The 21,837-nt window shown below is 63.9% G+C and carries 22 protein-coding genes; 11 read left to right on the top strand and 11 right to left on the bottom strand.

Annotated elements, in window-relative coordinates; all coding sequences use genetic code 11:
• Positions 1-276: 276 nt before the first annotated feature.
• The 6 genes from FAS41_RS19335 to FAS41_RS19310 all read left to right on the top strand — a co-directional run bounded on the left by FAS41_RS19335 (position 277) and on the right by FAS41_RS19310 (position 5,748).
• Entirely contained in the window at positions 277-1,398 is a 1,122-nt protein-coding gene (locus FAS41_RS19335) for a branched-chain amino acid ABC transporter substrate-binding protein (RefSeq protein ID WP_045210450.1), read from the top strand.
• Positions 1,399-1,515: 117 nt separating this feature from the next.
• Positions 1,516-2,439: a high-affinity branched-chain amino acid ABC transporter permease LivH gene (livH, locus tag FAS41_RS19330; protein ID WP_138525067.1), complete on the top strand. Its 924-nt coding sequence runs from the start codon at positions 1,516-1,518 to the stop codon at positions 2,437-2,439.
• Positions 2,436-3,692 carry a high-affinity branched-chain amino acid ABC transporter permease LivM gene (locus FAS41_RS19325; protein ID WP_138525066.1) on the top strand — a complete coding sequence of 419 codons (1,257 nt, stop codon included), beginning with the start codon at positions 2,436-2,438 and terminating at the stop codon, positions 3,690-3,692. The genes livH and FAS41_RS19325 overlap by 4 nt, the downstream gene beginning before the upstream one ends.
• Positions 3,689-4,456: a high-affinity branched-chain amino acid ABC transporter ATP-binding protein LivG gene (livG, locus tag FAS41_RS19320; RefSeq protein ID WP_045210453.1), complete on the top strand. Its 768-nt coding sequence runs from the start codon at positions 3,689-3,691 to the stop codon at positions 4,454-4,456. Before FAS41_RS19325 ends, livG begins: the two co-directional genes overlap by 4 nt.
• Before the next feature lie 3 nt (positions 4,457-4,459).
• Entirely contained in the window at positions 4,460-5,161 is a 702-nt protein-coding gene (locus FAS41_RS19315; protein ID WP_024766892.1) for an ABC transporter ATP-binding protein, read from the top strand.
• Between the two features lie 254 nt (positions 5,162-5,415).
• Positions 5,416-5,748: a sigma-70 family RNA polymerase sigma factor gene (locus tag FAS41_RS19310; protein WP_138525065.1), complete on the top strand. Its 333-nt coding sequence runs from the start codon at positions 5,416-5,418 to the stop codon at positions 5,746-5,748.
• 53 nt (positions 5,749-5,801) lie between these two features.
• On the opposite strand, the gene FAS41_RS19305 is transcribed toward FAS41_RS19310, so the two are convergent.
• From FAS41_RS19305 to xerD, 5 genes are all read right to left on the bottom strand, one after another.
• A complete protein-coding gene (locus tag FAS41_RS19305) occupies positions 5,802-6,083 on the bottom strand; it encodes a DUF3509 domain-containing protein (protein WP_017522226.1) in 282 nt (93 codons plus the stop codon).
• 169 nt (positions 6,084-6,252) lie between these two features.
• Positions 6,253-7,662 (bottom strand): threonine synthase, encoded by a 1,410-nt coding sequence (gene thrC / locus FAS41_RS19300; RefSeq protein WP_138525064.1) that lies wholly within the window; start codon positions 7,660-7,662, stop codon positions 6,253-6,255.
• A 51-nt stretch (positions 7,663-7,713) separates the two neighbouring features.
• Positions 7,714-9,018, bottom strand: a complete 1,305-nt coding sequence (locus tag FAS41_RS19295) for a homoserine dehydrogenase (protein ID WP_138525062.1) — start codon at positions 9,016-9,018, stop codon at positions 7,714-7,716.
• Positions 9,019-9,192: 174 nt separating this feature from the next.
• Positions 9,193-9,921 carry a thioredoxin fold domain-containing protein gene (locus tag FAS41_RS19290; protein ID WP_138525061.1) on the bottom strand — a complete coding sequence of 243 codons (729 nt, stop codon included), beginning with the start codon at positions 9,919-9,921 and terminating at the stop codon, positions 9,193-9,195.
• Positions 9,922-10,170: 249 nt separating this feature from the next.
• Positions 10,171-11,067, bottom strand: coding sequence for a site-specific tyrosine recombinase XerD (gene xerD / locus FAS41_RS19285; protein WP_138525059.1), 897 nt, complete (start codon positions 11,065-11,067; stop codon positions 10,171-10,173).
• Positions 11,068-11,155: 88 nt separating this feature from the next.
• Here xerD and FAS41_RS19280 point away from each other — a divergent pair, with 88 nt between their 5' ends.
• Positions 11,156-13,000: a cation:proton antiporter gene (locus FAS41_RS19280; protein ID WP_138525057.1), complete on the top strand. Its 1,845-nt coding sequence runs from the start codon at positions 11,156-11,158 to the stop codon at positions 12,998-13,000.
• A 98-nt stretch (positions 13,001-13,098) separates the two neighbouring features.
• A complete protein-coding gene (locus FAS41_RS19275; protein ID WP_045210461.1) occupies positions 13,099-13,776 on the top strand; it encodes a cyclic di-GMP-binding domain-containing protein, MshE-related in 678 nt (225 codons plus the stop codon).
• A 66-nt stretch (positions 13,777-13,842) separates the two neighbouring features.
• Here the strand turns inward: FAS41_RS19275 and FAS41_RS19270 are convergent, their stop codons facing one another.
• The 6 genes from FAS41_RS19270 to ffh form a co-directional block, all read right to left on the bottom strand.
• Positions 13,843-14,256 carry an acyl-CoA thioesterase gene (locus tag FAS41_RS19270; RefSeq protein WP_026079396.1) on the bottom strand — a complete coding sequence of 138 codons (414 nt, stop codon included), beginning with the start codon at positions 14,254-14,256 and terminating at the stop codon, positions 13,843-13,845.
• Positions 14,257-14,416: 160 nt separating this feature from the next.
• Positions 14,417-14,767 carry a 50S ribosomal protein L19 gene (gene rplS / locus FAS41_RS19265; RefSeq protein WP_017522234.1) on the bottom strand — a complete coding sequence of 117 codons (351 nt, stop codon included), beginning with the start codon at positions 14,765-14,767 and terminating at the stop codon, positions 14,417-14,419.
• A gap of 43 nt (positions 14,768-14,810) precedes the next feature.
• Positions 14,811-15,554, bottom strand: coding sequence for a tRNA (guanosine(37)-N1)-methyltransferase TrmD (gene trmD / locus FAS41_RS19260; protein WP_024766884.1), 744 nt, complete (start codon positions 15,552-15,554; stop codon positions 14,811-14,813).
• A gap of 3 nt (positions 15,555-15,557) precedes the next feature.
• Positions 15,558-16,094, bottom strand: a complete 537-nt coding sequence (gene rimM / locus FAS41_RS19255; RefSeq protein ID WP_045210464.1) for a ribosome maturation factor RimM — start codon at positions 16,092-16,094, stop codon at positions 15,558-15,560.
• A 5-nt stretch (positions 16,095-16,099) separates the two neighbouring features.
• Positions 16,100-16,348 (bottom strand): 30S ribosomal protein S16, encoded by a 249-nt coding sequence (gene rpsP / locus FAS41_RS19250; RefSeq protein WP_081515913.1) that lies wholly within the window; start codon positions 16,346-16,348, stop codon positions 16,100-16,102.
• Between the two features lie 144 nt (positions 16,349-16,492).
• Positions 16,493-17,866 (bottom strand): signal recognition particle protein, encoded by a 1,374-nt coding sequence (ffh, locus tag FAS41_RS19245; RefSeq protein ID WP_138525055.1) that lies wholly within the window; start codon positions 17,864-17,866, stop codon positions 16,493-16,495.
• 220 nt (positions 17,867-18,086) lie between these two features.
• On the opposite strand from ffh, the gene FAS41_RS19240 reads away from it, so the two are divergent.
• The 3 genes from FAS41_RS19240 (at position 18,087) to FAS41_RS19230 (ending at position 21,824) form a co-directional block, all read left to right on the top strand.
• Positions 18,087-18,887, top strand: coding sequence for a cytochrome C assembly family protein (locus tag FAS41_RS19240; RefSeq protein WP_138525053.1), 801 nt, complete (start codon positions 18,087-18,089; stop codon positions 18,885-18,887).
• A 42-nt stretch (positions 18,888-18,929) separates the two neighbouring features.
• Complete coding sequence (locus FAS41_RS19235; RefSeq protein WP_138525051.1) at positions 18,930-20,225, top strand: HlyC/CorC family transporter; 1,296 nt, start codon at positions 18,930-18,932, stop codon at positions 20,223-20,225.
• Between the two features lie 285 nt (positions 20,226-20,510).
• Entirely contained in the window at positions 20,511-21,824 is a 1,314-nt protein-coding gene (locus FAS41_RS19230; RefSeq protein ID WP_138525049.1) for an MFS transporter, read from the top strand.
• The last annotated feature ends 13 nt before the right edge of the window (positions 21,825-21,837 follow it).

Genomic DNA, 21,837 nt, shown 5'->3' with positions numbered 1-21,837 from the left:
TAGCGCCGGGACCGCGCCAGGCAAGGTTCGGACGGCGTTTTCGCTGGTGACGGAAACCCACAAGGAGAAGTCATACAGCGCCGTTTTTCTGTACGTTTGTTTCAATCTTGCGACATGCCCACGATCGGCTGCCCGCCACCCGCTTTTCAAGCGGTCCGGCGGCACTCTACACTGTACCGGTACAGTTGCCGGTGGGTCTGTCCGGGGCAATCCCGGTCCGGTGAGCCGCTGGCAACCAGGACTACAAAAACGAAAACACAAGAAGAGTGGAGCATTATGAAAAAGGGTACTCAGCGTCTTTCCCAGCTGTTCACCGCCATGGCCCTGGCCGGCGTTGCCAGCTTCTCCATGGCCGCCGACACCATCAAGATTGCTCTGGCCGGCCCGGTGACCGGCGCAGTCGCCCAGTATGGGGAGATGCAGTTCATTGGCGCGAAGATGGCCATTGAGCAGATCAACAAGGCCGGCGGCGTCGACGGCAAGCAACTCGAAGGCGTGGTCTACGACGACGCTTGCGATCCGAAACAAGCCGTGGCCGTTGCCAACAAGATCGTCAACGATGGCGTCAAGTTCGTCGTTGGCCACCTGTGCTCCAGCTCCACTCAACCGGCTTCGGACATCTACGAAGACGAAGGCGTGATGATGATCACCGCCGCTTCCACCAGCCCGGACATCACCTCCCGTGGCTACAAGCTGATCTTCCGCACCATCGGTCTGGACAGCCTGCAGGGCCCGACCGCCGGCAAGTTCATCGCCGAGCACATCAAGCCCAAGACCGTGGCCGTGATCCACGACAAGCAGCAGTACGGCGAAGGCATCGCCACTGCCGTGAAGAAAACCCTGGAAGACGCTGGCATCAAGGTCGCCCTGTTCGAAGGCATCAACGCCGGCGACAAGGACTTCTCCGCGATGATCGCCAAGCTCAAGCAGGCCAAGGTCGACTTCGTCTACTACGGCGGCTACCACCCGGAGCTGGGCCTGATCCTGCGCCAGGCTTCCGAGAAAGGCCTGAAAGTCGGCTTCATGGGCCCGGAAGGCGTGGGTAACAAAGAGATCTCCGCCATCGCCGGCCCGGCTTCCGAAGGCCTGTACGTGACCCTGCCGAAGTCCTTCGACCAGGATCCGAAGAACCAGGCTCTGGTTGACGCCTTCAAGGCCAAGAACGAAGACCCGAGCGGTCCGTTCGTGTTCCCGGCCTACGCCGCCGTCCAGGTTATCGCCGAAGGCATCAAGAAAGCCGGCAGCGAGGACACCGACAAGGTAGCCGCCGCGCTGCGCTCCAACACCTTCGCGACCCCGACCGGTGACCTGGCCTTCGACGAGAAGGGCGACCTGAAGAACTTCAACTTCGTGGTCTACCAGTGGCACAAGGACGGCACCAAGACCGAAGCCAAGTAAGCCACCCGCCGCCACACAAAGCCCACTGCCCACAGCAGTGGGCTTTGTTTATCCGAGTATTCCGGGGGTCCGTCGCGCCACAAGCGCCGCTTCACGCGACGCCCGAGGAGTTAGGTAATGCCTGAGCTCTATCACTACCTGCAACAGCTGATCAACGGCCTCACCGTCGGCAGCACCTATGCCCTGATCGCCATCGGCTACACCATGGTCTACGGCATCATCGGCATGATCAACTTCGCCCATGGCGAGGTGTACATGATTGGCTCGTACGTGGCCTTCATCGTGATCACGGGGCTGGCCATGATGGGGATCGTTAGTCTCCCTGTCGTTATCATCTGCACCTTCGCCGCGGCGGTCATCGTCACCAGCGCCTACGGCTACAGCATCGAACGGATCGCCTATCGGCCCCTGCGTGGAAGCAACCGGCTGATTCCGCTGATCTCCGCGATCGGCATGTCGATCTTCCTGCAGAACGAGGTCCTGCTGGCCCAGGATTCCAAGGACAAGGCAATCCCCAACCTGCTGCCGGGCAACTTCATCATCGGCGCGGACGAGATGACCGGCGTGACTATCTCGTACATGCAGGTGCTGATCTTCATCGTCACCCTGCTGACCATGTACGGCCTGTCCATGTTCATTTCCCGCTCCCGCCTGGGCCGCGCCTGCCGCGCCTGTGCGGAGGATCTGAAGATGGCCAACCTGCTGGGCATCAACACCAACAACATCATCGCCCTGACCTTCGTCATCGGCGCCACCCTGGCCGCCGTGGCCGCGGTGCTGCTGGGCCTGCAATACGGCGTGATCAACCCGCACATCGGCTTCCTCGCCGGCATCAAGGCGTTCACCGCCGCGGTGCTGGGCGGCATCGGCAGCATTCCGGGCGCCATGCTCGGCGGGCTGGTGCTGGGTGTTGCCGAAGCCTTCGGCGCCGACGTGTTCGGTGACCAGTACAAGGACGTGGTGGCCTTCACCCTGCTGGTACTCGTCCTGCTCTTCCGCCCCACTGGCCTGCTCGGTCGCCCGGAGGTGGAAAAGGTATGAGCCAGAAACTCAAGACCGCATTCTTCAGCGCCCTGCTGGTGATGGCCGTCGCCTATCCGGTGCTGGGCGTGAAGCTCAGCGTGATCGGCATCGGCCTGCAACTGGAGAACGTCAGCCCCGCGCGCCTGTGGACCATCGCCGCCTGCGCCGTGCTGATGTTCGTCTGGCAACTGGTGCGTGACCGCTTCGCCTTCGGCGGCAGCGTTAAGCAAGCCTTGTCGCATCCGCACACCAAGTTGGCCGAACGCCTGACCCATGCCTCCGTGCAGCGCAAGATCATCATGGGCCTGATCGTCGTCGCCCTCGCCTGGCCGTTCTTCGGCTCGCGCGGCGCGGTGGACATCGCCACCCTGATCCTGATCTACGTGCTGCTGGGCCTGGGCCTGAACATCGTGGTGGGCCTGGCTGGCCTGCTCGACCTCGGCTACGTGGGCTTCTACGCCGTGGGCGCCTACAGCTATGCGCTGCTGTCGCACTACTACGGCCTGGGCTTCTGGGTGTGCCTGCCGATCGCCGGCCTGATGGCCGCGTTCTTCGGCTTCATCCTCGGCTTCCCGGTGTTGAGGTTGCGCGGGGACTACCTCGCCATCGTGACCCTGGGCTTCGGCGAGATCATCCGCATCCTGCTGCGCAACATGACCGAGCTCACCGGCGGCCCCAACGGCATCAGCAACATCGACAAGCCGACCTTGTTCGGCCTGACCTTCGAGCGCCGCGCCCCCGAGGGCATGCAGACCTTCCACGAGTTCTTCGGCATCGCCTACAACTCGAACTACAAGGTCGTCTTCCTCTATCTGGTTGCGCTACTGCTGGTCCTGCTGGTGCTGTTCGTGATCAACCGTCTGCTGCGCATGCCCCTGGGCCGCGCCTGGGAAGCCCTGCGCGAAGACGAGATCGCCTGCCGCGCGCTGGGTCTTAACCCGACGCTGATCAAGCTCTCCGCCTTCACCCTCGGTGCCTGCTTCGCCGGGTTCGCCGGCAGCTTCTTCGCCGCGCGCCAGGGCCTGGTCACGCCGGAGTCGTTCACCTTCATCGAATCGGCCATCATCCTCGCCATCGTGGTGCTGGGTGGCATGGGTTCCCAGCTCGGCGTCATCCTGGCGGCCGTGGTGATGATCCTGCTGCCCGAACTGATGCGTGAGTTCAGCGAGTACCGCATGCTGATGTTCGGCGCCCTCATGGTGCTGATGATGATCTGGCGTCCGCAGGGGCTCCTGCCCATGCAGCGCCCGCACCTGGAGTTGCGAAAATGAGCCGACCGATTCTTGAAGTAGCCGGCCTCACCATGCGCTTCGGCGGGTTGCTGGCCGTCAACAACGTGGCGCTGAAGGTCCAGGAAAAACAGGTGATCTCGATGATCGGCCCGAACGGCGCCGGCAAGACCACCGTGTTCAACTGCCTGACCGGCTTCTACGCGCCCACCGGCGGCGAGATCCTCCTGCGCGGCGAGCCCATCCAGGGCCTCCCGGGCCACAAGATCGCCCACAAGGGCGTAGTGCGGACCTTCCAGAACGTGCGCCTGTTCAAGGAGATGACCGCGGTGGAGAACCTGCTGGTGGCCCAACACCGGCACATCAACACCAACTTCCTCGCCGGTCTGCTCAAGACCCCGTCCTTCCGTCGCGCGGAAGCCGAGGCCCTGGACTACGCCTCGCACTGGCTGGAAATCGTCAACCTCAAGGACATCGCCAACCGCCCGGCAGGCACCCTCGCCTACGGCCAGCAGCGCCGCCTGGAGATCGCCCGCTGCATGATGACCCGTCCGCAGCTGCTGATGCTGGACGAGCCGGCGGCCGGCCTGAACCCACGGGAAACCGAGGACCTCAAGGCGCTGATCGCCATGCTGCGCTCCGAGCACGGCGTCACCGTCCTGCTCATCGAGCACGACATGAAGCTGGTGATGAGCATTTCCGACCACATCTACGTGATCAACCAGGGTACCCCCCTCGCGGATGGCACCCCGGAGGAAATCCGCGGCAACCCGGATGTGATCAAAGCCTATCTGGGGGAGTCCTGAGTCATGTTGAAGTTCGACAAGGTTTCCACCTTCTACGGCAAGATCCAGGCGTTGCACGACGTCAGCATGGAAGTGCAGCAGGGCGAAATCGTCACCCTGATCGGCGCCAACGGCGCCGGCAAGTCGACCCTGCTGATGACCCTGTGCGGCTCGCCGCGCGCCTCCTCCGGCAGCATCACCTACATGGGTGAAGAACTGGTCGGCAAGGAATCCTCCGTGATCATGCGCAAGAGCATCGCCGTCGTGCCCGAAGGCCGCCGCGTGTTCGCCCGCCTGACCGTGGAGGAGAACCTCGCCATGGGCGGCTTCTTCACCAGCAAGGGTGACTACCAGGAACAGATGGACAAGGTCCTGGCGCTCTTCCCGCGCCTGAAGGAACGCTTCAACCAGCGCGGCGGCACCATGTCCGGCGGCGAACAGCAGATGCTCGCCATCGGCCGGGCGCTGATGAGCAAGCCCAAGCTGCTGCTGCTCGACGAGCCGTCGCTGGGGCTGGCGCCGATCATCATCCAGCAGATCTTCGACATCGTCGAACAACTGCGGCAGGAAGGCGTGACCGTCTTCCTCGTCGAGCAGAACGCCAACCAGGCGCTCAAGCTCGCCGACCGCGGCTATGTACTGGAGAACGGTCGCATCGTCATGCAGGACACCGGCGCCAACCTGCTGGTGAACCCCAAGGTGCGCGACGCATACCTTGGCGGCTGATCCTTTCGCTGCGATGAGAAACGGCCCTTCGGGGCCGTTTTTCTTGGGCACGGACAAGCATGCCGTTTGTAGGAGCGAGCTTGCTCACGAACCACCTCCAACGGCGGCGCTGAAGGGAAATCCATTCGCGAGCAAGCTCGCTCCTACAATCAGCCAGCCCTCCTCCGCCGTTTCTTCCGCCTCTCCCGATTCAGCCGATAGACAGCGCAACAACGCTCACCAAGCATCGGCGGACATCCAAAGGGAGAGCCAACATGAACGCCGATCACTTCGCCGATTCCCTCACCGTGCTGCGCAAGCTCGCCCAAGGCATCGATCCACGCCACGACGCGCCACTGGCCGTCGATGATCCCTGCCAGACACCGGAAGTCATCCGCGCCCTCTTCCATGCCATCCGCGCCCTCGAAACGCCCGCTCCCAAGCCTCGTACGCCGCCTCAACAGGCGGGCAAACCCTGGCAGCCGGAAGAGGAACAGGCACTGTTGCAACGCTTCGTGGCCGGCGAGTCCATCACCGCCATTGCCCGCGAACACGGCCGCTCCACCGGCGGCATCCGCTCGCGCCTGAAGTACCTGGGCAAGTTGTAGAGCCCGGAAACGAAAACGCCGCCCATTGGGCGGCGCTTTCCTTGCAAGGTCGATCAGGTGCCGTAGCTCAGCACCTGAGCACGCTGGCGCAACTGGGAAACGACATCGTCCTCCATGCGGCCTTCGGAGATCAGCAGGTCGCGGCGGATGGTCTGCACCGCCTCCTCGCTCTGCCCATGGTCAGCCAGGTGCTGGCCTTCGATGACGCGCCGCAGCACCACATCTCCATCGTCGTTGGTGAGGGTCAGAATACGGCCACCGTCGGGGCGTGCCGGGCCCAGGGAGGGAGCGTAGGGAGCGAAGGTCTCGGTCAGCAGGGCGCTCAGCCGGTCCATGCGTATCTCCTTGTTGCGAAATGAAAAACACAGGGAAAAGACCGCACGATCGGCGATAAAGTTCGCCGGTTTCAGTACCGTTGGTCATGACGCGATGTTTCACACCCCTGAATCTCGGGCATGAAAAAGCCCGCCAAGAGGCGGGCTTGTTCGGACAGCTGAGCGCGCCTTAGAGCGGTTTGCCGCGGTTGCCGTGGGCGCTGACGAAGGCCTGGACCTTGGCCAGTTCGTTGGGCAGCACCGTGCAACGCTCTTCACGCTGGAACAGGTCGGTCAGGTGCGCCGGCAGTGCCGGAACGGCCTCGATACCCGCCTTCTCCACGGCTTCCGGGAACTTGACCGGATGCGCAGTACCCAGGGTGACCATGGGCACGGACAGGCTGCGGCGGCACTCGCGAGCGGCGCGCACGCCGATGGCGGTGTGCGGGTCCAGCAGCTCGCCCGACTCGGCGAAGACCTGAGCGATGGTCTCGCAGGTTTCCTCGTCGCTCACCGCCAGGGAATCGAACAGGCGGCGGGCTTCGGTCCAGCGGTCATCCTCGACAGCCAGCTTGCCGGTGGCCTTGAAGTTGTCCATCAGCTCGGCGACGGCCTTGCCGTTGCGGCCATGCAGGTCGAACAGCAGGCGCTCGAAGTTGGACGAAACCATGATGTCCATGGACGGCGACAGCGATGCGTGCAGGGTGTCCTTGTCGTAGCGATTGCCGGACATGAAGCGGTGCAGGATGTCGTTGCGGTTGGTTGCGACGATCAGTTGGCTGACCGGCAGACCCATGTTGCGCGCCAGGTAGCCGGCGAAGATGTCGCCGAAGTTGCCGGTGGGCACCGAGAAGGCCACGGAACGGGCCGGTGCGCCGAGCTGCAGGGCGGCGTGGAAGTAGTAGACGATCTGGGCCATGATCCGCGCCCAGTTGATCGAGTTCACCGCCACCAGGCGAGTACCCTTCAGGAAGCCCTGGTCAGCGAAGCTGGCCTTGACCATCTCCTGGCAGTCGTCGAAGTTGCCTTCGATGGCGATGTTGTGGATGTTCTCGCCGAGGATGGTGGTCATCTGACGGCGCTGCACCTCGGACACACGGTTGTGCGGGTGCATGATGAAGATGTCGACGTTCTCGCAGGCCTTGCAGCCTTCGATGGCGGCCGAACCGGTGTCGCCGGAGGTGGCGCCCATGATCACCACGCGCTCGCCGCGCTTGGTCAGCACGTGGTCGAGCAGGCGGCCGAGCAGTTGCAGGGCGAAGTCCTTGAAGGCCAGGGTCGGGCCGTGGAACAGCTCCAGCACCCACTCATTGCCGTTGAGCTGACGCAGCGGCGCCACGGCGTTGTGGGCGAAGACACCGTAGGTCTCCTCGAGGATCTTCTTGAAGTCGGCGTCGGAGATGCTGCCGGCGACGAACGGGCGCATCACGCGGAAGGCCAGCTCGTGGTAAGGCAGGCCGGCCCAGGAGGCGATCTCCTCGACGGTGAAGCGCGGCAGGTTTTCCGGCACGTAGAGGCCGCCGTCACTGGCCAGGCCAGCCAGCAACACGTCTTCGAAGTTCAGCGCGGGCGCCTGGCCGCGGGTACTGATGTAACGCATGGTGTGAAACCTTCGGGTTGGCGGCGGCGCGCAGGCGCCGCCGCGTTCGATTCAGTTCAGTTGTTCGACGCGGATGCGTACGACATTGCCGACGACGTCATCCAGCGCTTCCAGCGCGGCGATGGCTTCGATGATGCGGGACTCGAGCACGCGGTGGGTAACCAGAATCATCGGCACCAGACCGTCATGCTCTTCGACTTCCATCTGCATGATCGATTCGATGTTGATGCCGCGCTCGGAGAGGATGGTCGCCACCTGGGCCAGTACGCCCGGGTGGTCCTTGGCCTGGATGCGCAGGTAGTAGGCGCTTTCGCAGGCGTCGATCGGCAGGATCGGGTGGTCGGAGAGCGAGTCCGGCTGGAAGGCCAGGTGCGGCACGCGGTTCTCCGGATCGGCAGTCGTGGCGCGAACCACGTCCACCAGGTCGGCGACCACCGAGGAAGCGGTGGGCTCCATGCCAGCGCCAGCGCCGTAGAACAGCGTGGAACCGGCGGCATCGCCGTTGACCATGACCGCGTTCATCACGCCGTTCACATTGGCGATCAGGCGGTCGGCCGGGATCAGGGTTGGGTGGACGCGCAGCTCGATACCCTTGTCGGTACGGCGGGCGACGCCCAGGTGCTTGATGCGGTAGCCCAGCGCCTCGGCGTAGTTCACGTCCGCAGTGGTCAGCTGGGTGATGCCTTCGGTGTAGGCCTTGTCGAACTGCAGCGGGATGCCAAAGGCAATGGACGCCAGGATAGTCAGTTTGTGCGCGGCGTCGATGCCTTCAACGTCGAAGGTCGGATCGGCCTCGGCATAACCCAGCGCCTGGGCTTCCTTGAGCACGTCGGCGAAGGCACGGCCCTTCTCACGCATTTCAGTGAGGATGAAGTTGCCGGTGCCGTTGATGATGCCGGCCAGCCAGTTGATGCGGTTGGCAGCCAGGCCCTCGCGGATCGCCTTGATCACCGGGATGCCACCGGCCACGGCGGCTTCGAAGGCGACGATGACGCCCTTCTCGCGGGCCTTGGCGAAGATCTCGTTGCCGTGCACGGCGATCAGCGCCTTGTTGGCGGTGACCACGTGCTTGCCGTTTTCGATGGCCTTGAGCACCAGTTCGTGGGCCAGGGTGTAGCCGCCGATCAGTTCGATGACCACGTCGATTTCCGGGTTGTTCGCCACGTCGAAGATGTCGGCAGTAATGGGGGTACTGCCGGTTTCACACTTCGGATTGGGGCGACGGGCGGCAATCTGCGCAACCTCGATACCACGCCCGGCACGGCGGGCAATCTCCTCGGCGTTGCGTTTGAGTACATTGAAGGTACCGCCACCGACGGTCCCCAACCCACAGATTCCCACTTTCACCGGATTCACGCTGAAACTCCCCATGATTACAGCATCGGGGCGCCTGAGACGCCGATGCCCGCAACGAAGCGGGCATGGGGGCAGGCACCATGTCAGAACAGGCGGACTGCCTGTTCCCTAGTCAAAAGGAACCGAACATTACGAAGCGGTTCCGCATTAGTCAATCAGAGCGCAAGCCGCGGCTTACTTGGCTTCCAGCGCCAGCTTGGCGATCTGGCCGGCTGGCTGGTAGCCCGGCAGCATGGTGCCGTCGGCGAGGATCACTGCCGGGGTGCCTTGCACACCGACCATCTGGCCCAGGGCGAACTGCGCATCCACCGGGTTCTCGCACTTGGCGGCCTTCACTTCCTTCTCATGGAACATGTCGGTCATCGCCGCCTGGCGGTCCTTGGAGCACCACACGGCCTGCAGCTGCTGGTCGCCCGGCGAGTTCGGGCCCTGGCGCGGGAAGGCCAGGTAGCGCACTTCGATGCCGCGCTTCTGCAGCTCCGGCACTTCAGCGTGCATTTTCTGGCAATAGGGGCAAGTGGTGTCGGTGAAGACGGTGATGTGCGCCTTGGTCTCGCCCTTGGCCGGGAACACCACCATATCCTTGGCGGGAATGGCATTGATGGTCTTGGCCACGCCGGCGCTCTCGGCCTTCTCGGTCAGGTTGGTCGGCTTGCCGTCTTTTACCTGATAGATGTTGCCCTGCACGACGAACTGGCCGTCAGCGCTGGCGTAGAGGATGCGACCGCCCTTGAGCTGCACCTGGTAGATGCCTTCCAAGGGACCCTTTGAGATGTTCTCGATGGGCAGGTCAGGCTGCAGGGACTGCAGGGTGGTGCGGATCGCCTGGTCCGGCTCGGCAGCCAGGGCGAAGGTGCTGGCGAGGCCAAGGGCCATACCAGCCAGAAGTCGAGACAAACGCATGGAAAACTCCTGATGTCAGTCGGCGAAGACTACCACACCGGGCCGGCAAGACGGAGCCAAAGGCTGTAGCCGGAAGCTTCCAGGTATTTTCCTGCGTCTGTGGCTTTGCTGTAGGAGCGAGCTTGCTCGCGAAGCGCTTGATGCCTCATCGCCCAAGCCGGTTCGCGAGCAAGCTCGCTCCTACAAGATCACGCTGAACACTGGCGTGAAGCCGCACAATTCGAAGGATGTCTAGCGGCGCAGCGAAGCTCACCCACGCGGGTGGTGCTGGGCATGCAGGTCCTGCAGGCGGGCACGGGCGATATGCGTGTAGATCTGCGTGGTAGAGAGATCGCTGTGCCCAAGCAGCATCTGCACCACGCGCAGGTCAGCGCCGTGGTTGAGCAGATGGGTGGCGAAGGCGTGGCGCAAAGTGTGCGGCGACAGGCTCTTGCCGATGCCGGCGACCTTCGCATGAAGCTTGATGCGGTGCCAGAAGGTCTGGCGGGTCATCTGCTCGCCACGCAGACTGGGGAACAGTACGTCACTGGGGCGGCCAGCCAGCAAGTCGCCCCGCGCCTCGTGCACGTAGCGCTCGATCCAGCGGATCGCCTCCTCGCCCAGCGGCACCAGGCGCTCCTTGCTGCCCTTGCCGAGCACGCGCACCACGCCCTGACGCAGGTTCACCTGCTCCAGGGTCAGGCCGACCAGCTCGCTCACGCGCAACCCGCAGGCATAGAGCACCTCCAGCATGGTGCGGTCACGCAGGCCAAGCGGATCATCCGTTTCTGGCGCCGCCAACAGCGCTTCCACATCCGACTCGGAAAGCGACTTGGGCAGCGGCTTGCCCAATTGCGGCAACTCCACCAGCAAGGTCGGGTCTTCGGCAATCAGGCCTTCGCGCAGACAGTAGCGGTAGAAGCCCCGCAGTCCGGAAAGGAATCGCGCCGTGGAGCGGGCCTTGTAGCCTTCGCCCAGGCGCCAGGCGAGGTGGTCGAGAATCACATCGCGACCTGCCGCCTCCAGCGCCACGCCGCGTGGGTCCAGCCAGCCGTTGAACAGGGCGAGATCGCTGCCATAGGCACTGCGCGTATTGTCGGAAAGCCCCTTTTCCAACCAGAGGGCATCGAGAAAGCGATCGATCAGGAAATGCGGAACCGGAGTCATCTGTAGCCATGGCAAAGGACAATGTGTCGCCGGTAGTCTTTCATAGACACCATCCCCTCACCACTCCTGCACAACCTCCGGACGGTCCATGGACGAACACAGTACCTACTACGCCTTCGCCGGTATCGGCCTCGCCGCGCTCCTCAGCCAATGGCTGGCCTGGCGCCTGCGTCTGCCGGCGATTCTCTTCCTGCTGTTGAGCGGCATCCTGGTCGGCCCGGTCCTGCACGTACTGTCACCCGAAGCCCTGTTCGGCCCACTGCTGTTCCCCGTGGTCTCCCTGGCGGTGGCACTGGTGCTGTTCGAGGGCAGCCTGACGCTGCACCTGGACGAGTGGAAGGAAATCGGCACCGTGGTACGCCGCATGGTGACCATTGGCGCCCTGGTCACCTGGGGTGTGATCGCCCTGGCGACCCACTACCTGCTGGACTTCACCTGGGAAATGGCGCTGCTGTTCGGCACCCTGACCCTGGTCACCGGCCCCACGGTGATCGTGCCGATGCTGCGCGTGGTACGCCCCAACGCCACCATCGCCAACATCCTGCGCTGGGAAGGCATCGTCATCGACCCCATCGGCGCCATCCTCGCCGTGGTGGTCTACACCTTCATCGCCGCCAGCGACGCAGGCTCGGGCTGGACGGACAGCCTGCTGACCTTCATCAGCGTAATCGGCTGCGGCACCCTCTTCGGCCTGGTCGGCGGCCAGGCGCTGGGGGTCGCGCTGCGCCGCCACTGGCTGCCGGACTACCTGCACAACCTGGCCTCCCTGTCGGTTGTCCTCGGCGTATTCGTGCTATCCAACACCGTGATGTCCGAGTCAGGCCTGCTCGCCGTCACGGTGATGGGCCTGCGCATGGCCAATATGCAGGGCGTCGATGTGCGGCACATCCTGCACTTCAAGGAGAACCTCAGCGTCCTGCTGATTTCCGGCCTGTTCGTGCTGCTTGCCGCGCGCCTGGACTTACCGGCCCTGCTCGGCCTGGGGCCGATCGCCCTGCTGGTATTGGCACTGATCCAGTTCGTCGCGCGGCCACTGAACGTCGCGATTGCCACCGCCGGCTCCTCGCTCAACTGGCGCGAACGGGCGCTGCTGAGCTGGATCGCGCCACGGGGCATCGTTGCCGCGGCGGTCTCGGCGATCTTCGCCATCCGCCTGCAGGAAGCCGGCCATGCCCAGGCCGGCGTACTCGTGCCACTGACCTTCCTGGTAATCATCGGCACCGTGATCCTGCAGAGCGCCACGGCGCGGCCGCTGGCGCGCCTGCTGAAGGTGGCCGAGCCGGTACCTACCGGCTTCCTGATCATCGGCGCCAACCCGGTAGCCCGCGCCATCGGCACCGGCCTGCAGAACGCCGGAGTGGAGGTATTGCTCACCGATTCGAGCTGGGAGAACACCCGCGCCGCGCGCATGGACAATCTGCCCACCTACTTCGGCAACCCGGCCTCACAGCACGCCGAGGCGCACCTGGATCTGATCGGCCTGGGACGCCTGCTGGCCCTGTCGCCCAACGCCGAACTGAACGCACTGATGTGCATGAGCTTCCGCCACGAGTTCAATCCCCGCCAGCGCTTCATCCTGCCCAGCAGCCAGGACAGCCGCCGCAGCGAGAAGCATCGGGTCAGCGACCGTCATCGCGGCCGCCCGCTGGGCCAGTCGCCGATCACCTATCCGCAGATGGCCGGGCTGATCGCACGCGGCGCTGAGATCCGCTCGACACTGCTCAGCGAGAACTTCGGTTGGGAGGACTACCAGGCCCTGCACGAAGGCCGAGCGCTACTGCTGTTCGCCAAGGACCCGAACGGCCGCCTGCGTGTCGCGACCCCCGAACGCCCACTGGCGCCTGACACGGGCTGGACGGTGATTTCGCTCATCGAGGAAGCCCCGGCAAACGCGGCGAGTACGAACGAAACGGCGCGGGCCGCAACAACCTGACGACCGGCCATGTCTGCCTATCTTAAGACTGGTGACAGAATGTGTCTGAAAGACAATGATTGCATCACGCCATCATTGCGCCCCACGAAGCCCACGCCATGCCTAGTCAACAGAACTCCCGCCTCGGCCAGATCCTTGTCAGCAAGGGCCTGATCACTTCCCACCAGCTGGACAAGGCCATCCAGCTCCAGCTCACCAACGGACTGCGTCTGGGCGAAACCCTGATCCAGCAGGGCTGGATCAGCGAGCGCCAACTCGGCCGCGCGCTGAAGAAGCAGAACAACCTGCGCCTCGCGGCAACACTGGTCGCCGCCCTGCTCAGCCCGTTCCAACTGGCCAGCGCCGACGTGCAGCGCCAGGCGCCGACGAGCATCACCCGCCACGAAGCGCCAAAGGGTTTGAAGCCGCTGAGCGACCGCGAGATGAGCGACGTCAGCGCCCAGGGTTTCGATGACACCCTGCAGAGCCTGCTGGTCAGCGCCGAGAGCGGCGATGGCGTTGGCGCCATCAAGCAACTGTCGCGACTGGTGATGCCGGTGGTCGACAGCCTCGATGCCGAGACCTCGCTGCATGACGTGCAGTACGACACCGCGCACGCCTCCTCGTCCCTGAACCCGGATGGCTCGATCAACGTGCGCCTGCCCAGCTCCATCGGCGAGGTACGCTTCGACAACATTCGCGTCGCCGGAGCGCCCAAGACACAGAGCATGGGCAGCCTCAGCCTGCAGAACATCGACCTGTCCCAGGCGTCGCTGAAGATCAGCCTGCGCCATTGAGGCGTTCTCCTACAGAAAGCAGACAGGCATGAAGCAAGAAGGCGCCCACGGGCGCCTTCTTGCGTTTCAGGCCTCGAAGCCGGGCAGGACCGGCACAGGGCGCTTCTCGTCATCGATGGCGACGAAGCTGAACAGCCCGTGGATGGCCTTCTCTCGGCCGTCGGCAGACATGCTCTCGACGAACACTTCCACCTCGACCTTGAGGCTGGTGTTGCCGACCTTCACCACCCGGCCGATCAGCTCGACGATGGAACCCGCGGGAATCGGGTGCTTGAAGTCGATGCGGTCGGTGGACACGGTCACCAGCGGCAGACGGCAGAATCGCGTCGCGGCGATGAACGAAACTTCGTCCATCCAGGCCAGCGCGGTACCGCCGAACAGGGTGTTGTGATGATTGGTGGTCGGCGGAAAGATCGCCTTGGTCACGCGGGTTTCGGAAAGCTCCGTGCGGCGGAGGATTTCCTGCTCTCTGGGGCTCATGCCACTGCTACCTGATGCAATGAGGGTGGCTGCCGGTGCTGCGGGTGTTGTACTTCTAATGCGCTGCCGGGGCAGATAAAGGCGCCGGACCAACGGTCAAAAAACGCCAGGCAAGAAAAAAGCAGCCCATGGGCTGCTTTTTTCGGGAACAACCGGCGGATTAGGCCAGTTTTTCCTTGATACGAGCTGCCTTGCCGGACAGTTCGCGGAGGTAGTACAGCTTGGCCTTGCGCACGTCGCCGCGACGCTTGACGCTGATGCTGTCAACCAGCGGGCTGTAGGTCTGGAAGGTACGCTCTACGCCTACGCCGTTGGAGATCTTGCGAACGGTGAAAGCACTGTTCAGGCCGCGGTTACGCTTGCCGATGACAACGCCTTCGAAGGCCTGCAGACGCTGACGGTCGCCTTCCTTCACTTTAACCTGGACGATTACGGTGTCGCCGGGGGCGAACGCCGGAATCTCTTTGCTCATCTGTTCAGCTTCGATCTGCTGAATGATCTTGTTGGTCATTTCGTGCTCCTAAGACAAGCGCTCGGCGCTCGCCATCGATACGTTAACTATCGTTCCGCTGGCGGATGTATTCCTCCAGCAGCTTTTTCTCTTCTCCAGAAAGCGAGCGGCAATCCAGAAGATCGGCACGTCGTTCCCAGGTCCTGCCTAAGGACTGCTGCAAACGCCAGCGCCGGATGTGTTCGTGGTTGCCGCTGAGCAGCACCTCAGGAACACGTTTGTCTGCGTACACCTCAGGTCGGGTGTAGTGCGGACAGTCGAGCAGGCCATCCGTGAAGGAGTCCTCCTCGGCGGAGTCCACGTGGCCCAGTGCACCGGGCAACAACCGCGTGACCGCGTCAATCAGCACCATGGCCGGAAGCTCACCCCCGGACAGGACATAATCGCCAACTGACCATTCCTCATCGACATGCTCTTCAATGAAGCGCTCGTCGATGCCTTCGTAACGCCCGGCGATCAGGATCAAACGTTCCTCATTCGCCAGTTCTTTCACGGCCGCCTGCGTCAGCTTGCGACCTTGCGGTGAGAGGTAGATCACCTTCACCGGTCCGCCTGCAGCTTGCCGGGCATCGCCCAGTGCGCCTTCGAGCGGCTTGATTTTCATCACCATGCCGGGACCACCGCCGAAAGGCCGGTCGTCCACCGTCTGGTGACGGTCCTCGGTGTTGCTTCGCGGGTTGAAGCACTGAAGCTGGATCAGCTCCTGCTTGACCGCGCGACTCGTGATGCCATAGTCACTGATGGCGCGAAACATCTCCGGAAAGATGCTAATGACTCCAATCCACATGGGTTAGAAGTCCGCGTCCCAGTCCACCCGCATCTCGCCGGCTTCCAGGTCTACCGATTGCACACACTGATCCGTATACGGGAGCAGGCGTTCACGGTCGTCCAGGCTGCCTGCGCAGGGCTTGACTACCATCACATCGTTGGCGCCGGTCTCCAGCATGTGGTCGAGAATCCCGAACAGTTGCCCGTTCTGGTCGATCACCTTGAGACCTTCCAACTGGCTCCAGTAGAACTCGCCATCGTCAAGCACCGGCAGCTCGCTGCGCGGGACCAGGATTTCGAATTCAGCGAAGGTGCGGGCGATCTCGCGATCATCCAGTCCCTTCAGCTTCGCGACCAGGACATTGCCCTGCACACGACCTTGTACCAGTTCAGCCTGTCGAACCTCGTTGCCACGCTTGAGCGTCCAGCGGCGATAGTCCAGCAGGTTGTCCAACGGATCGGTAAAGGAATACACCTTCACCTCACCACGAATACCGTGCACCGATACGATCTTGCCGAGAACAACCATCTCCTCGGCGGGAGCAGGATTCGTGTTCATCGATCTCAGGCAGCCTTGGCGGCTTCCTTGATCAGCTGAGCAACACGCTCAGACGGTTGAGCGCCTTGGCTCAGCCAGTAGTTCAGACGCTCCTGGTTGACCGAGAACTTGAGCTCAGCGCCAGTGGCGACGGGGTTGAAGAAGCCGACGCGCTCGACGAAACGGCCGTCACGAGCGTTGCGGCTGTTGGTCACGGTCAGGTGATAGAACGGGCGCTTCTTGGAGCCGCCACGAGCCAGACGAATGGTTACCATGCGTACGTTGTTCCTATGGTTTGCTTGCAAAAAAGAAATGCAGCCCTCGGGCACATAGCCCGAAAGGCCGCATATTCTATGAGCTAAAGCCCCGCGCCGCAAGCCGCAGCGCGTCCGGCCCGCCAGGCGGCGAGCCGTCTGGCCTCACATCTTGGGCATGCCGCCGGGGAACATGCTCCCCATGCCGCGCATCATCTTGGCCATGCCGCCCTTGGCGGTGACCTTCTTCATCATCTTCTGCATCTGCTTGTGCTGCTTGATGAGGCGACCAACGTCCTGCACCTGGGTACCCGAGCCCATGGCGATGCGGCGCTTGCGCGAGCCGCTGATCACTTCCGGGTCACGGCGCTCGGCGGGGGTCATGGAGTTGATGATCGCCTCCATCTGCTTGAACTGCTTCTCCGCCGCGTTCTGCGCGTTGCCCATCTGCGACAGGTTGACGCCACCAAGCATCGGCAGCTTGTCCATGAGGCTGCCCAGGCCGCCCATGTTCTTCATCTGTTGCAGCTGATCGCGGAAGTCTTCCAGGTCGAAGCCCTTGCCCTTCTTGATCTTCTTCGCGAGCTTCTCGGCCTTCTCGCGGTCCATGTTCTGCTCGGCCTGCTCGATCAGGCTGAGCACGTCACCCATGCCGAGGATGCGCGAAGCCACACGGTCGGGGTGGAACGGATCGAGCGCTTCGCTCTTCTCGCCCATGCCGAGGAACTTGATCGGCTTGCCGGTGATGGCACGCACGGACAGCGCGGCACCGCCACGAGCGTCGCCGTCGACCTTGGTCAGCACCACGCCGGTCAGCGGCAGCGCATCATTGAAGGCCTTGGCCGTATTGGCGGCATCCTGGCCGGTCATGGCATCGACCACGAACAGGGTTTCCACCGGCTTGATCGCCGCGTGGACCTGCTTGATCTCGTCCATCATGTCGGCGTCGATGTGCAGACGGCCGGCGGTGTCGACGATCACCACGTCAATGAACTTCAGCTTGGCTTCGCGAATCGCCGCTTCAGCGATGGCCACCGGCTTCTGGCTGGTATCGGACGGGAAGAAGGTCACGTCCAGGTCGTTGGCCAGGGTTTCCAGCTGCTTGATCGCCGCCGGGCGATAGACGTCGGCGGACACCAGCAGCACGGACTTCTTCTTGCGCTCTTTAAGGAAGCGCGCCAGCTTGCCGGCGGTGGTGGTCTTGCCCGCGCCCTGCAGGCCGGCCATCAGGATGACCGCCGGCGGAGCGGCGTTCAGATCGAGATCCTCGTTGGCCGCGCCCATCAGCTCGACCAGTTCGGCCTGGACGATCTTCACGAAGGCCTGACCCGGGGTCAGGCTCTTGGAAACCTCGGTGCCGACCGCGCGATCCTTGATCTTGGCGACGAAGTCCTTGACCACCGGCAGGGCCACGTCGGCTTCCAGCAGGGCCATCCGCACTTCGCGGAGCGTGTCCTTGATGTTGTCCTCGGTCAGCTTGGCCTTGCCGGTGACGTGGCGCAGCGTTTGCGAGAGGCGATCTGTAAGGTTTTCGAACATGCGCGTTCCTAATCAGCCCGGTCGGGCCTGGGTTTGGCTTGTCAGCAAGCCGCCGATTATAACGAAGTGCGGCCAACGCCAACACCGCCGATGATCCTGATGTGACGGACCGCTTCGCAGGCCAGAAGCGAACTGTTCTCAGCCGCTTTCTAGGCGCGGGCGATCTGTGCCAAACTCACCACCTTTCGGGTCCCCCGTCGAAGGACTGTTCCAAGGACTTATGCAACCTCTGCTGCCCAGCCTGATCGCCGCCGTCCTTTATATCGGCACCACTGCCTACCAGGGCACAAGCCTGGCCCGCCGCACCCCGCCGCACAAACCGCTGCTCCTCCTGGCGGGCCTGGTCGCCCTGCTCTGCCAGGCCTACAGCCTGAGCCAGGAGCTGCTGACGCCTGCGGGCCTGGCGCTGGACTTCTTCAACGCCGCCAGCCTGATCTCCGCCGCGGTCACCGGCCTGACCCTGCTGGCCTGCCTGCGCATACCGGTGCAGAACCTGCTGCTCTTCCTTTATCCGCTCGGCGCACTGACCACCCTGCTGGCGCTGCTGATGCCCCACGGCACCATCGAGCCGATCAATGAGCAGCCGGGTATCCTCGCGCACATCCTGCTGTCGATCCTGGCCTACGGCCTGCTGACCATCGCCGTGGTCCAGGCGCTGCTCCTGCTGGTGCAGGATCACCAGCTCAAGCACAAGCACCCGTCGGGCCTGATCCGCAACTTCCCGCCGCTGCAGACCATGGAAAGCCTGCTGTTCGGTTTCCTCTGGGGCGGCTGGTCGCTGCTTTCGCTGTCGCTGATCTCCGGCTGGCTGTTCGTCGACAACCTGTTCGCCCAGCACCTGGCGCACAAGACCATCCTCTCCTGCTTCGCCTGGGTGGTGTTCGGCGTGCTGCTGTGGGGCCGCCACCAGCTCGGCTGGCGTGGCCACAAGGCGATCCGCTGGACCCTTGCGGGTTTCTGCCTGCTGATGCTGGCCTACTTCGGCAGCAAGCTGGTCAAGGAATTCATCCTGCACATCTGACGCTAACGGCGGCGCCCGAGCGCCGCTGAAGGATATGCGCGCATGGAAGAGATCCACCCCGGCTATCTGATCGGCCTGCTCGTCTTCCTGATTCTCTGCTCGGCGTTCTTCTCCAGCGTCGAGACCGGCATGCTCAGCCTCGACCGCTACCGCCTGCGCCACCTGTCCAAGAAGGGCAACCGCGGCGCACGGCGTACCAGTTGGCTGCTGCTGCGCACCGACCGCTTGCTCGGCACCATCCTGATCGGCAACAACTTCGTCAACGTCATCGCCTCGTCCCTGGCGACCCTGCTGGCCCTGCGCCTGTGGGGCGAAGCCGGCGTGGCCATCGCGACCATCGCGCTGACGCTGATCCTGCTGATCTTCGGCGAAATCACCCCCAAGACCTACGCTGCCCTGCGCCCCGAGCGCGTGGCCTTCCCCGCCAGCCTGCCGCTGATCTGGATGCAGAAGCTGTTCAGCCCGCTGCTCTGGCTGATGACCGGCATCAGCAACCTCCTGCTGCGCATGGGCGGCCTCGACCCAACCCAGCGCGGCAACAAGCCGTTGAGTAACGACGAGCTGCGCAGCGTGGTCACCGACTCCAGCGAGAAGCTCACCCACAACCGCCAGGACATGCTGCTGAGCATCCTCGACCTGGAAAAGATCACGGTGAACGACCTGATGGTGCCGCGCAACGAAGTCCAGGGCATCGACCTGGACGACGAACTGGAAACCATCATCGGCCAGCTGCGCAATACCACCCATACCCGCCTGCCGGTGTTCCGCAACGACATCAACCAGGTCGAGGGCGTGGTGCACATGCGCCAGATCGCCCGTCTGCTGACCCACAACCAGCTGACCAAGGAAAGCCTCAAGGCCGCGTGCCTGGAGCCCTACTTCGTGCCTGAGAGCACGCCGCTGTCGACCCAGCTGATCAACTTCCAGAAGCAGAAGCGCCGCATCGGCATCGTCGTCGACGAATACGGCGAAGTGATCGGCATCATCACCCTGGAAGACATCCTCGAAGAGATCGTCGGCGAGTTCAGCAACCAGAACACCCTGCGCAACCCGGACATCCACCCCCAGGCCGACGGCACTTACGTCATCGAGGGCTCGGCCAACCTGCGCGACGTCAACCGCGCCCTGGGCTGGCAACTGCCCAGCGATGGTCCCAAGACCCTCAACGGCCTGGTCACCGAAGCGCTGGAGCAGATACCCGATTGCGCGGTGTGCCTGAAGATCGGCCGCTACCGCCTGGAAATCCTCCAGTCCGGCGAAAACCGGGTGAAAAGCGTGCGCGCCTGGCTGCCCGGCGCGCCGCCCAGGGAAGCACCCTACACCGACGAACTTGCCTGAGCTGCCCCACCCGCCCCTATAATCCGGACGGCTTACCCAGCCTCCCGCCTGTGCCCGTCGTTACCCTCGACGCCGCGCCGGCCAGTCAATCGCACGCCCCGCCGAGCCTCGACCCTGCGTCGTTGCCTTGCGAAGCAGCCGGCCTCGCCCTGACCCACCGCGAGTCGCGCCCCCCTGCCCCGATCCCGGGCCGCGCTCGCACTCGCGCCATGGCGATGCCTCAAGCAACGCCGGACACGACCGCCAGAGTCGTCGCCGCGCCTGACTGCCAGGGATATCCCCCGTATGACCAGCGCTACCCTCGAAGCCACACAACCGGCCGAACAGACCAACTCCACCACCCGCGTCGCGGTGGCCAGCTTCATCGGCACCGCCATCGAGTTCTACGACTTCTACGTCTACGCTACTGCCGCCGCGCTGGTGATCGGTCCGGTGTTCTTCCCGCAGACCTCCGGCACCGCCCAGGCGCTCAGCGCCTTCATCACCTTCGGCATCGCCTTCCTTGCCCGCCCGCTGGGCTCGGCGCTGTTCGGCCACTTCGGCGACCGCATCGGGCGCAAATCGACCCTGGTGGCCTCGCTGCTGCTGATGGGTATCTCCACTACCCTGATCGGCCTGCTGCCGGGCTATGACAGCATTGGCGCCTGGGCACCGATCCTGCTCTGCGTGCTGCGCTTCGGCCAGGGCCTTGGACTGGGTGGCGAATGGGGCGGCGCCGCGCTGCTGGCCACGGAGAACGCGCCTAAGGGCCGCCGCGCCTGGTTCGGCATGTTCCCGCAGATGGGCCCATCGATCGGCTTCCTCGCTGCCAACGGCCTGTTCCTCTGCCTGGCCATGTTCCTCAGCGAAGAGCAGTTCCGCGCCTGGGGCTGGCGTATCCCGTTCGTGCTCAGTGCCGTGCTGGTCATCGTCGGCCTGTACGTGCGCCTGAAACTGGTGGAAACCCCGGTGTTCGCCAAGGCCATGGAGCGCCACGAGCGCGCCAGCCTGCCGATTGCCGAGCTGTTCGCCAAGCACTGGCGGCCAACCCTGCTGGGCGCCCTGGCGATGGTGGTGTGCTACGCCCTCTTCTATATCTCCACGGTGTTCTCGCTGAGTTACGGCGTCAGCACCCTGGGCTACAGCCGCGAGGACTTCCTCGGCCTGCTGTGCATTGCCGTGCTCTTCATGGCCGCCGCCACGCCGGTCTCTGCCTGGCTGAGCGACCGCTTCGGGCGCAGGCCGGTGCTGATCGTCGGAACCCTCGCTGCCATCGCCTCCGGCTTCGCCATGGAGCCGCTGCTCAGCCAGGGTTCGTCGGTGGAAGTGGCAGTGTTCCTGTCGCTGGAACTGTTCCTCATGGGCGTGACCTTCGCCCCCATGGGCGCACTGCTGCCGGAACTCTTCCCCACCCACGTGCGCTACACCGGCGCTTCGGCGGCCTACAACCTGGGCGGCATCCTCGGCGCCTCGGTGGCGCCGTACATCGCGCAGAAGCTGGTGGGCATGGGTGGGTTGAGCTGGGTGGGCGGTTACGTGTCGGTTGCGGCGGCGCTGAGCCTGCTCGCCGTGCTGTGCCTGCGTGAGACGCGTGATGATGACCTGAACGCCATCCGATAAATGCGCCCCCTGC

The organism is Pseudomonas nicosulfuronedens (assembly GCF_005877905.1).
GTDB lineage: Bacteria > Pseudomonadota > Gammaproteobacteria > Pseudomonadales > Pseudomonadaceae > Pseudomonas > Pseudomonas nicosulfuronedens.
Note: the sequence above shows the minus strand (reverse complement) of the source record. Positions and strands in the feature narration are given on the sequence as shown.

Coding starts and splice junctions, on each gene's coding strand:
- FAS41_RS19335 (WP_045210450.1), top strand. CDS start 277: ATGAAAAAGGGTACTCAGCGTCTTTCCCAGCTGTTCACCGCCATGGCC.
- livH (WP_138525067.1), top strand. CDS start 1,516: ATGCCTGAGCTCTATCACTACCTGCAACAGCTGATCAACGGCCTCACC.
- FAS41_RS19325 (WP_138525066.1), top strand. CDS start 2,436: ATGAGCCAGAAACTCAAGACCGCATTCTTCAGCGCCCTGCTGGTGATG.
- livG (WP_045210453.1), top strand. CDS start 3,689: ATGAGCCGACCGATTCTTGAAGTAGCCGGCCTCACCATGCGCTTCGGC.
- FAS41_RS19315 (WP_024766892.1), top strand. CDS start 4,460: ATGTTGAAGTTCGACAAGGTTTCCACCTTCTACGGCAAGATCCAGGCG.
- FAS41_RS19310 (WP_138525065.1), top strand. CDS start 5,416: ATGAACGCCGATCACTTCGCCGATTCCCTCACCGTGCTGCGCAAGCTC.
- FAS41_RS19305 (WP_017522226.1), bottom strand. CDS start 6,083: ATGGACCGGCTGAGCGCCCTGCTGACCGAGACCTTCGCTCCCTACGCT.
- thrC (WP_138525064.1), bottom strand. CDS start 7,662: ATGCGTTACATCAGTACCCGCGGCCAGGCGCCCGCGCTGAACTTCGAA.
- FAS41_RS19290 (WP_138525061.1), bottom strand. CDS start 9,921: ATGCGTTTGTCTCGACTTCTGGCTGGTATGGCCCTTGGCCTCGCCAGC.
- xerD (WP_138525059.1), bottom strand. CDS start 11,067: ATGACTCCGGTTCCGCATTTCCTGATCGATCGCTTTCTCGATGCCCTC.
- FAS41_RS19280 (WP_138525057.1), top strand. CDS start 11,156: ATGGACGAACACAGTACCTACTACGCCTTCGCCGGTATCGGCCTCGCC.
- FAS41_RS19275 (WP_045210461.1), top strand. CDS start 13,099: ATGCCTAGTCAACAGAACTCCCGCCTCGGCCAGATCCTTGTCAGCAAG.
- FAS41_RS19270 (WP_026079396.1), bottom strand. CDS start 14,256: ATGAGCCCCAGAGAGCAGGAAATCCTCCGCCGCACGGAGCTTTCCGAA.
- rplS (WP_017522234.1), bottom strand. CDS start 14,767: ATGACCAACAAGATCATTCAGCAGATCGAAGCTGAACAGATGAGCAAA.
- trmD (WP_024766884.1), bottom strand. CDS start 15,554: ATGTGGATTGGAGTCATTAGCATCTTTCCGGAGATGTTTCGCGCCATC.
- rimM (WP_045210464.1), bottom strand. CDS start 16,094: ATGAACACGAATCCTGCTCCCGCCGAGGAGATGGTTGTTCTCGGCAAG.
- rpsP (WP_081515913.1), bottom strand. CDS start 16,348: ATGGTAACCATTCGTCTGGCTCGTGGCGGCTCCAAGAAGCGCCCGTTC.
- ffh (WP_138525055.1), bottom strand. CDS start 17,866: ATGTTCGAAAACCTTACAGATCGCCTCTCGCAAACGCTGCGCCACGTC.
- FAS41_RS19240 (WP_138525053.1), top strand. CDS start 18,087: ATGCAACCTCTGCTGCCCAGCCTGATCGCCGCCGTCCTTTATATCGGC.
- FAS41_RS19235 (WP_138525051.1), top strand. CDS start 18,930: ATGGAAGAGATCCACCCCGGCTATCTGATCGGCCTGCTCGTCTTCCTG.
- FAS41_RS19230 (WP_138525049.1), top strand. CDS start 20,511: ATGACCAGCGCTACCCTCGAAGCCACACAACCGGCCGAACAGACCAAC.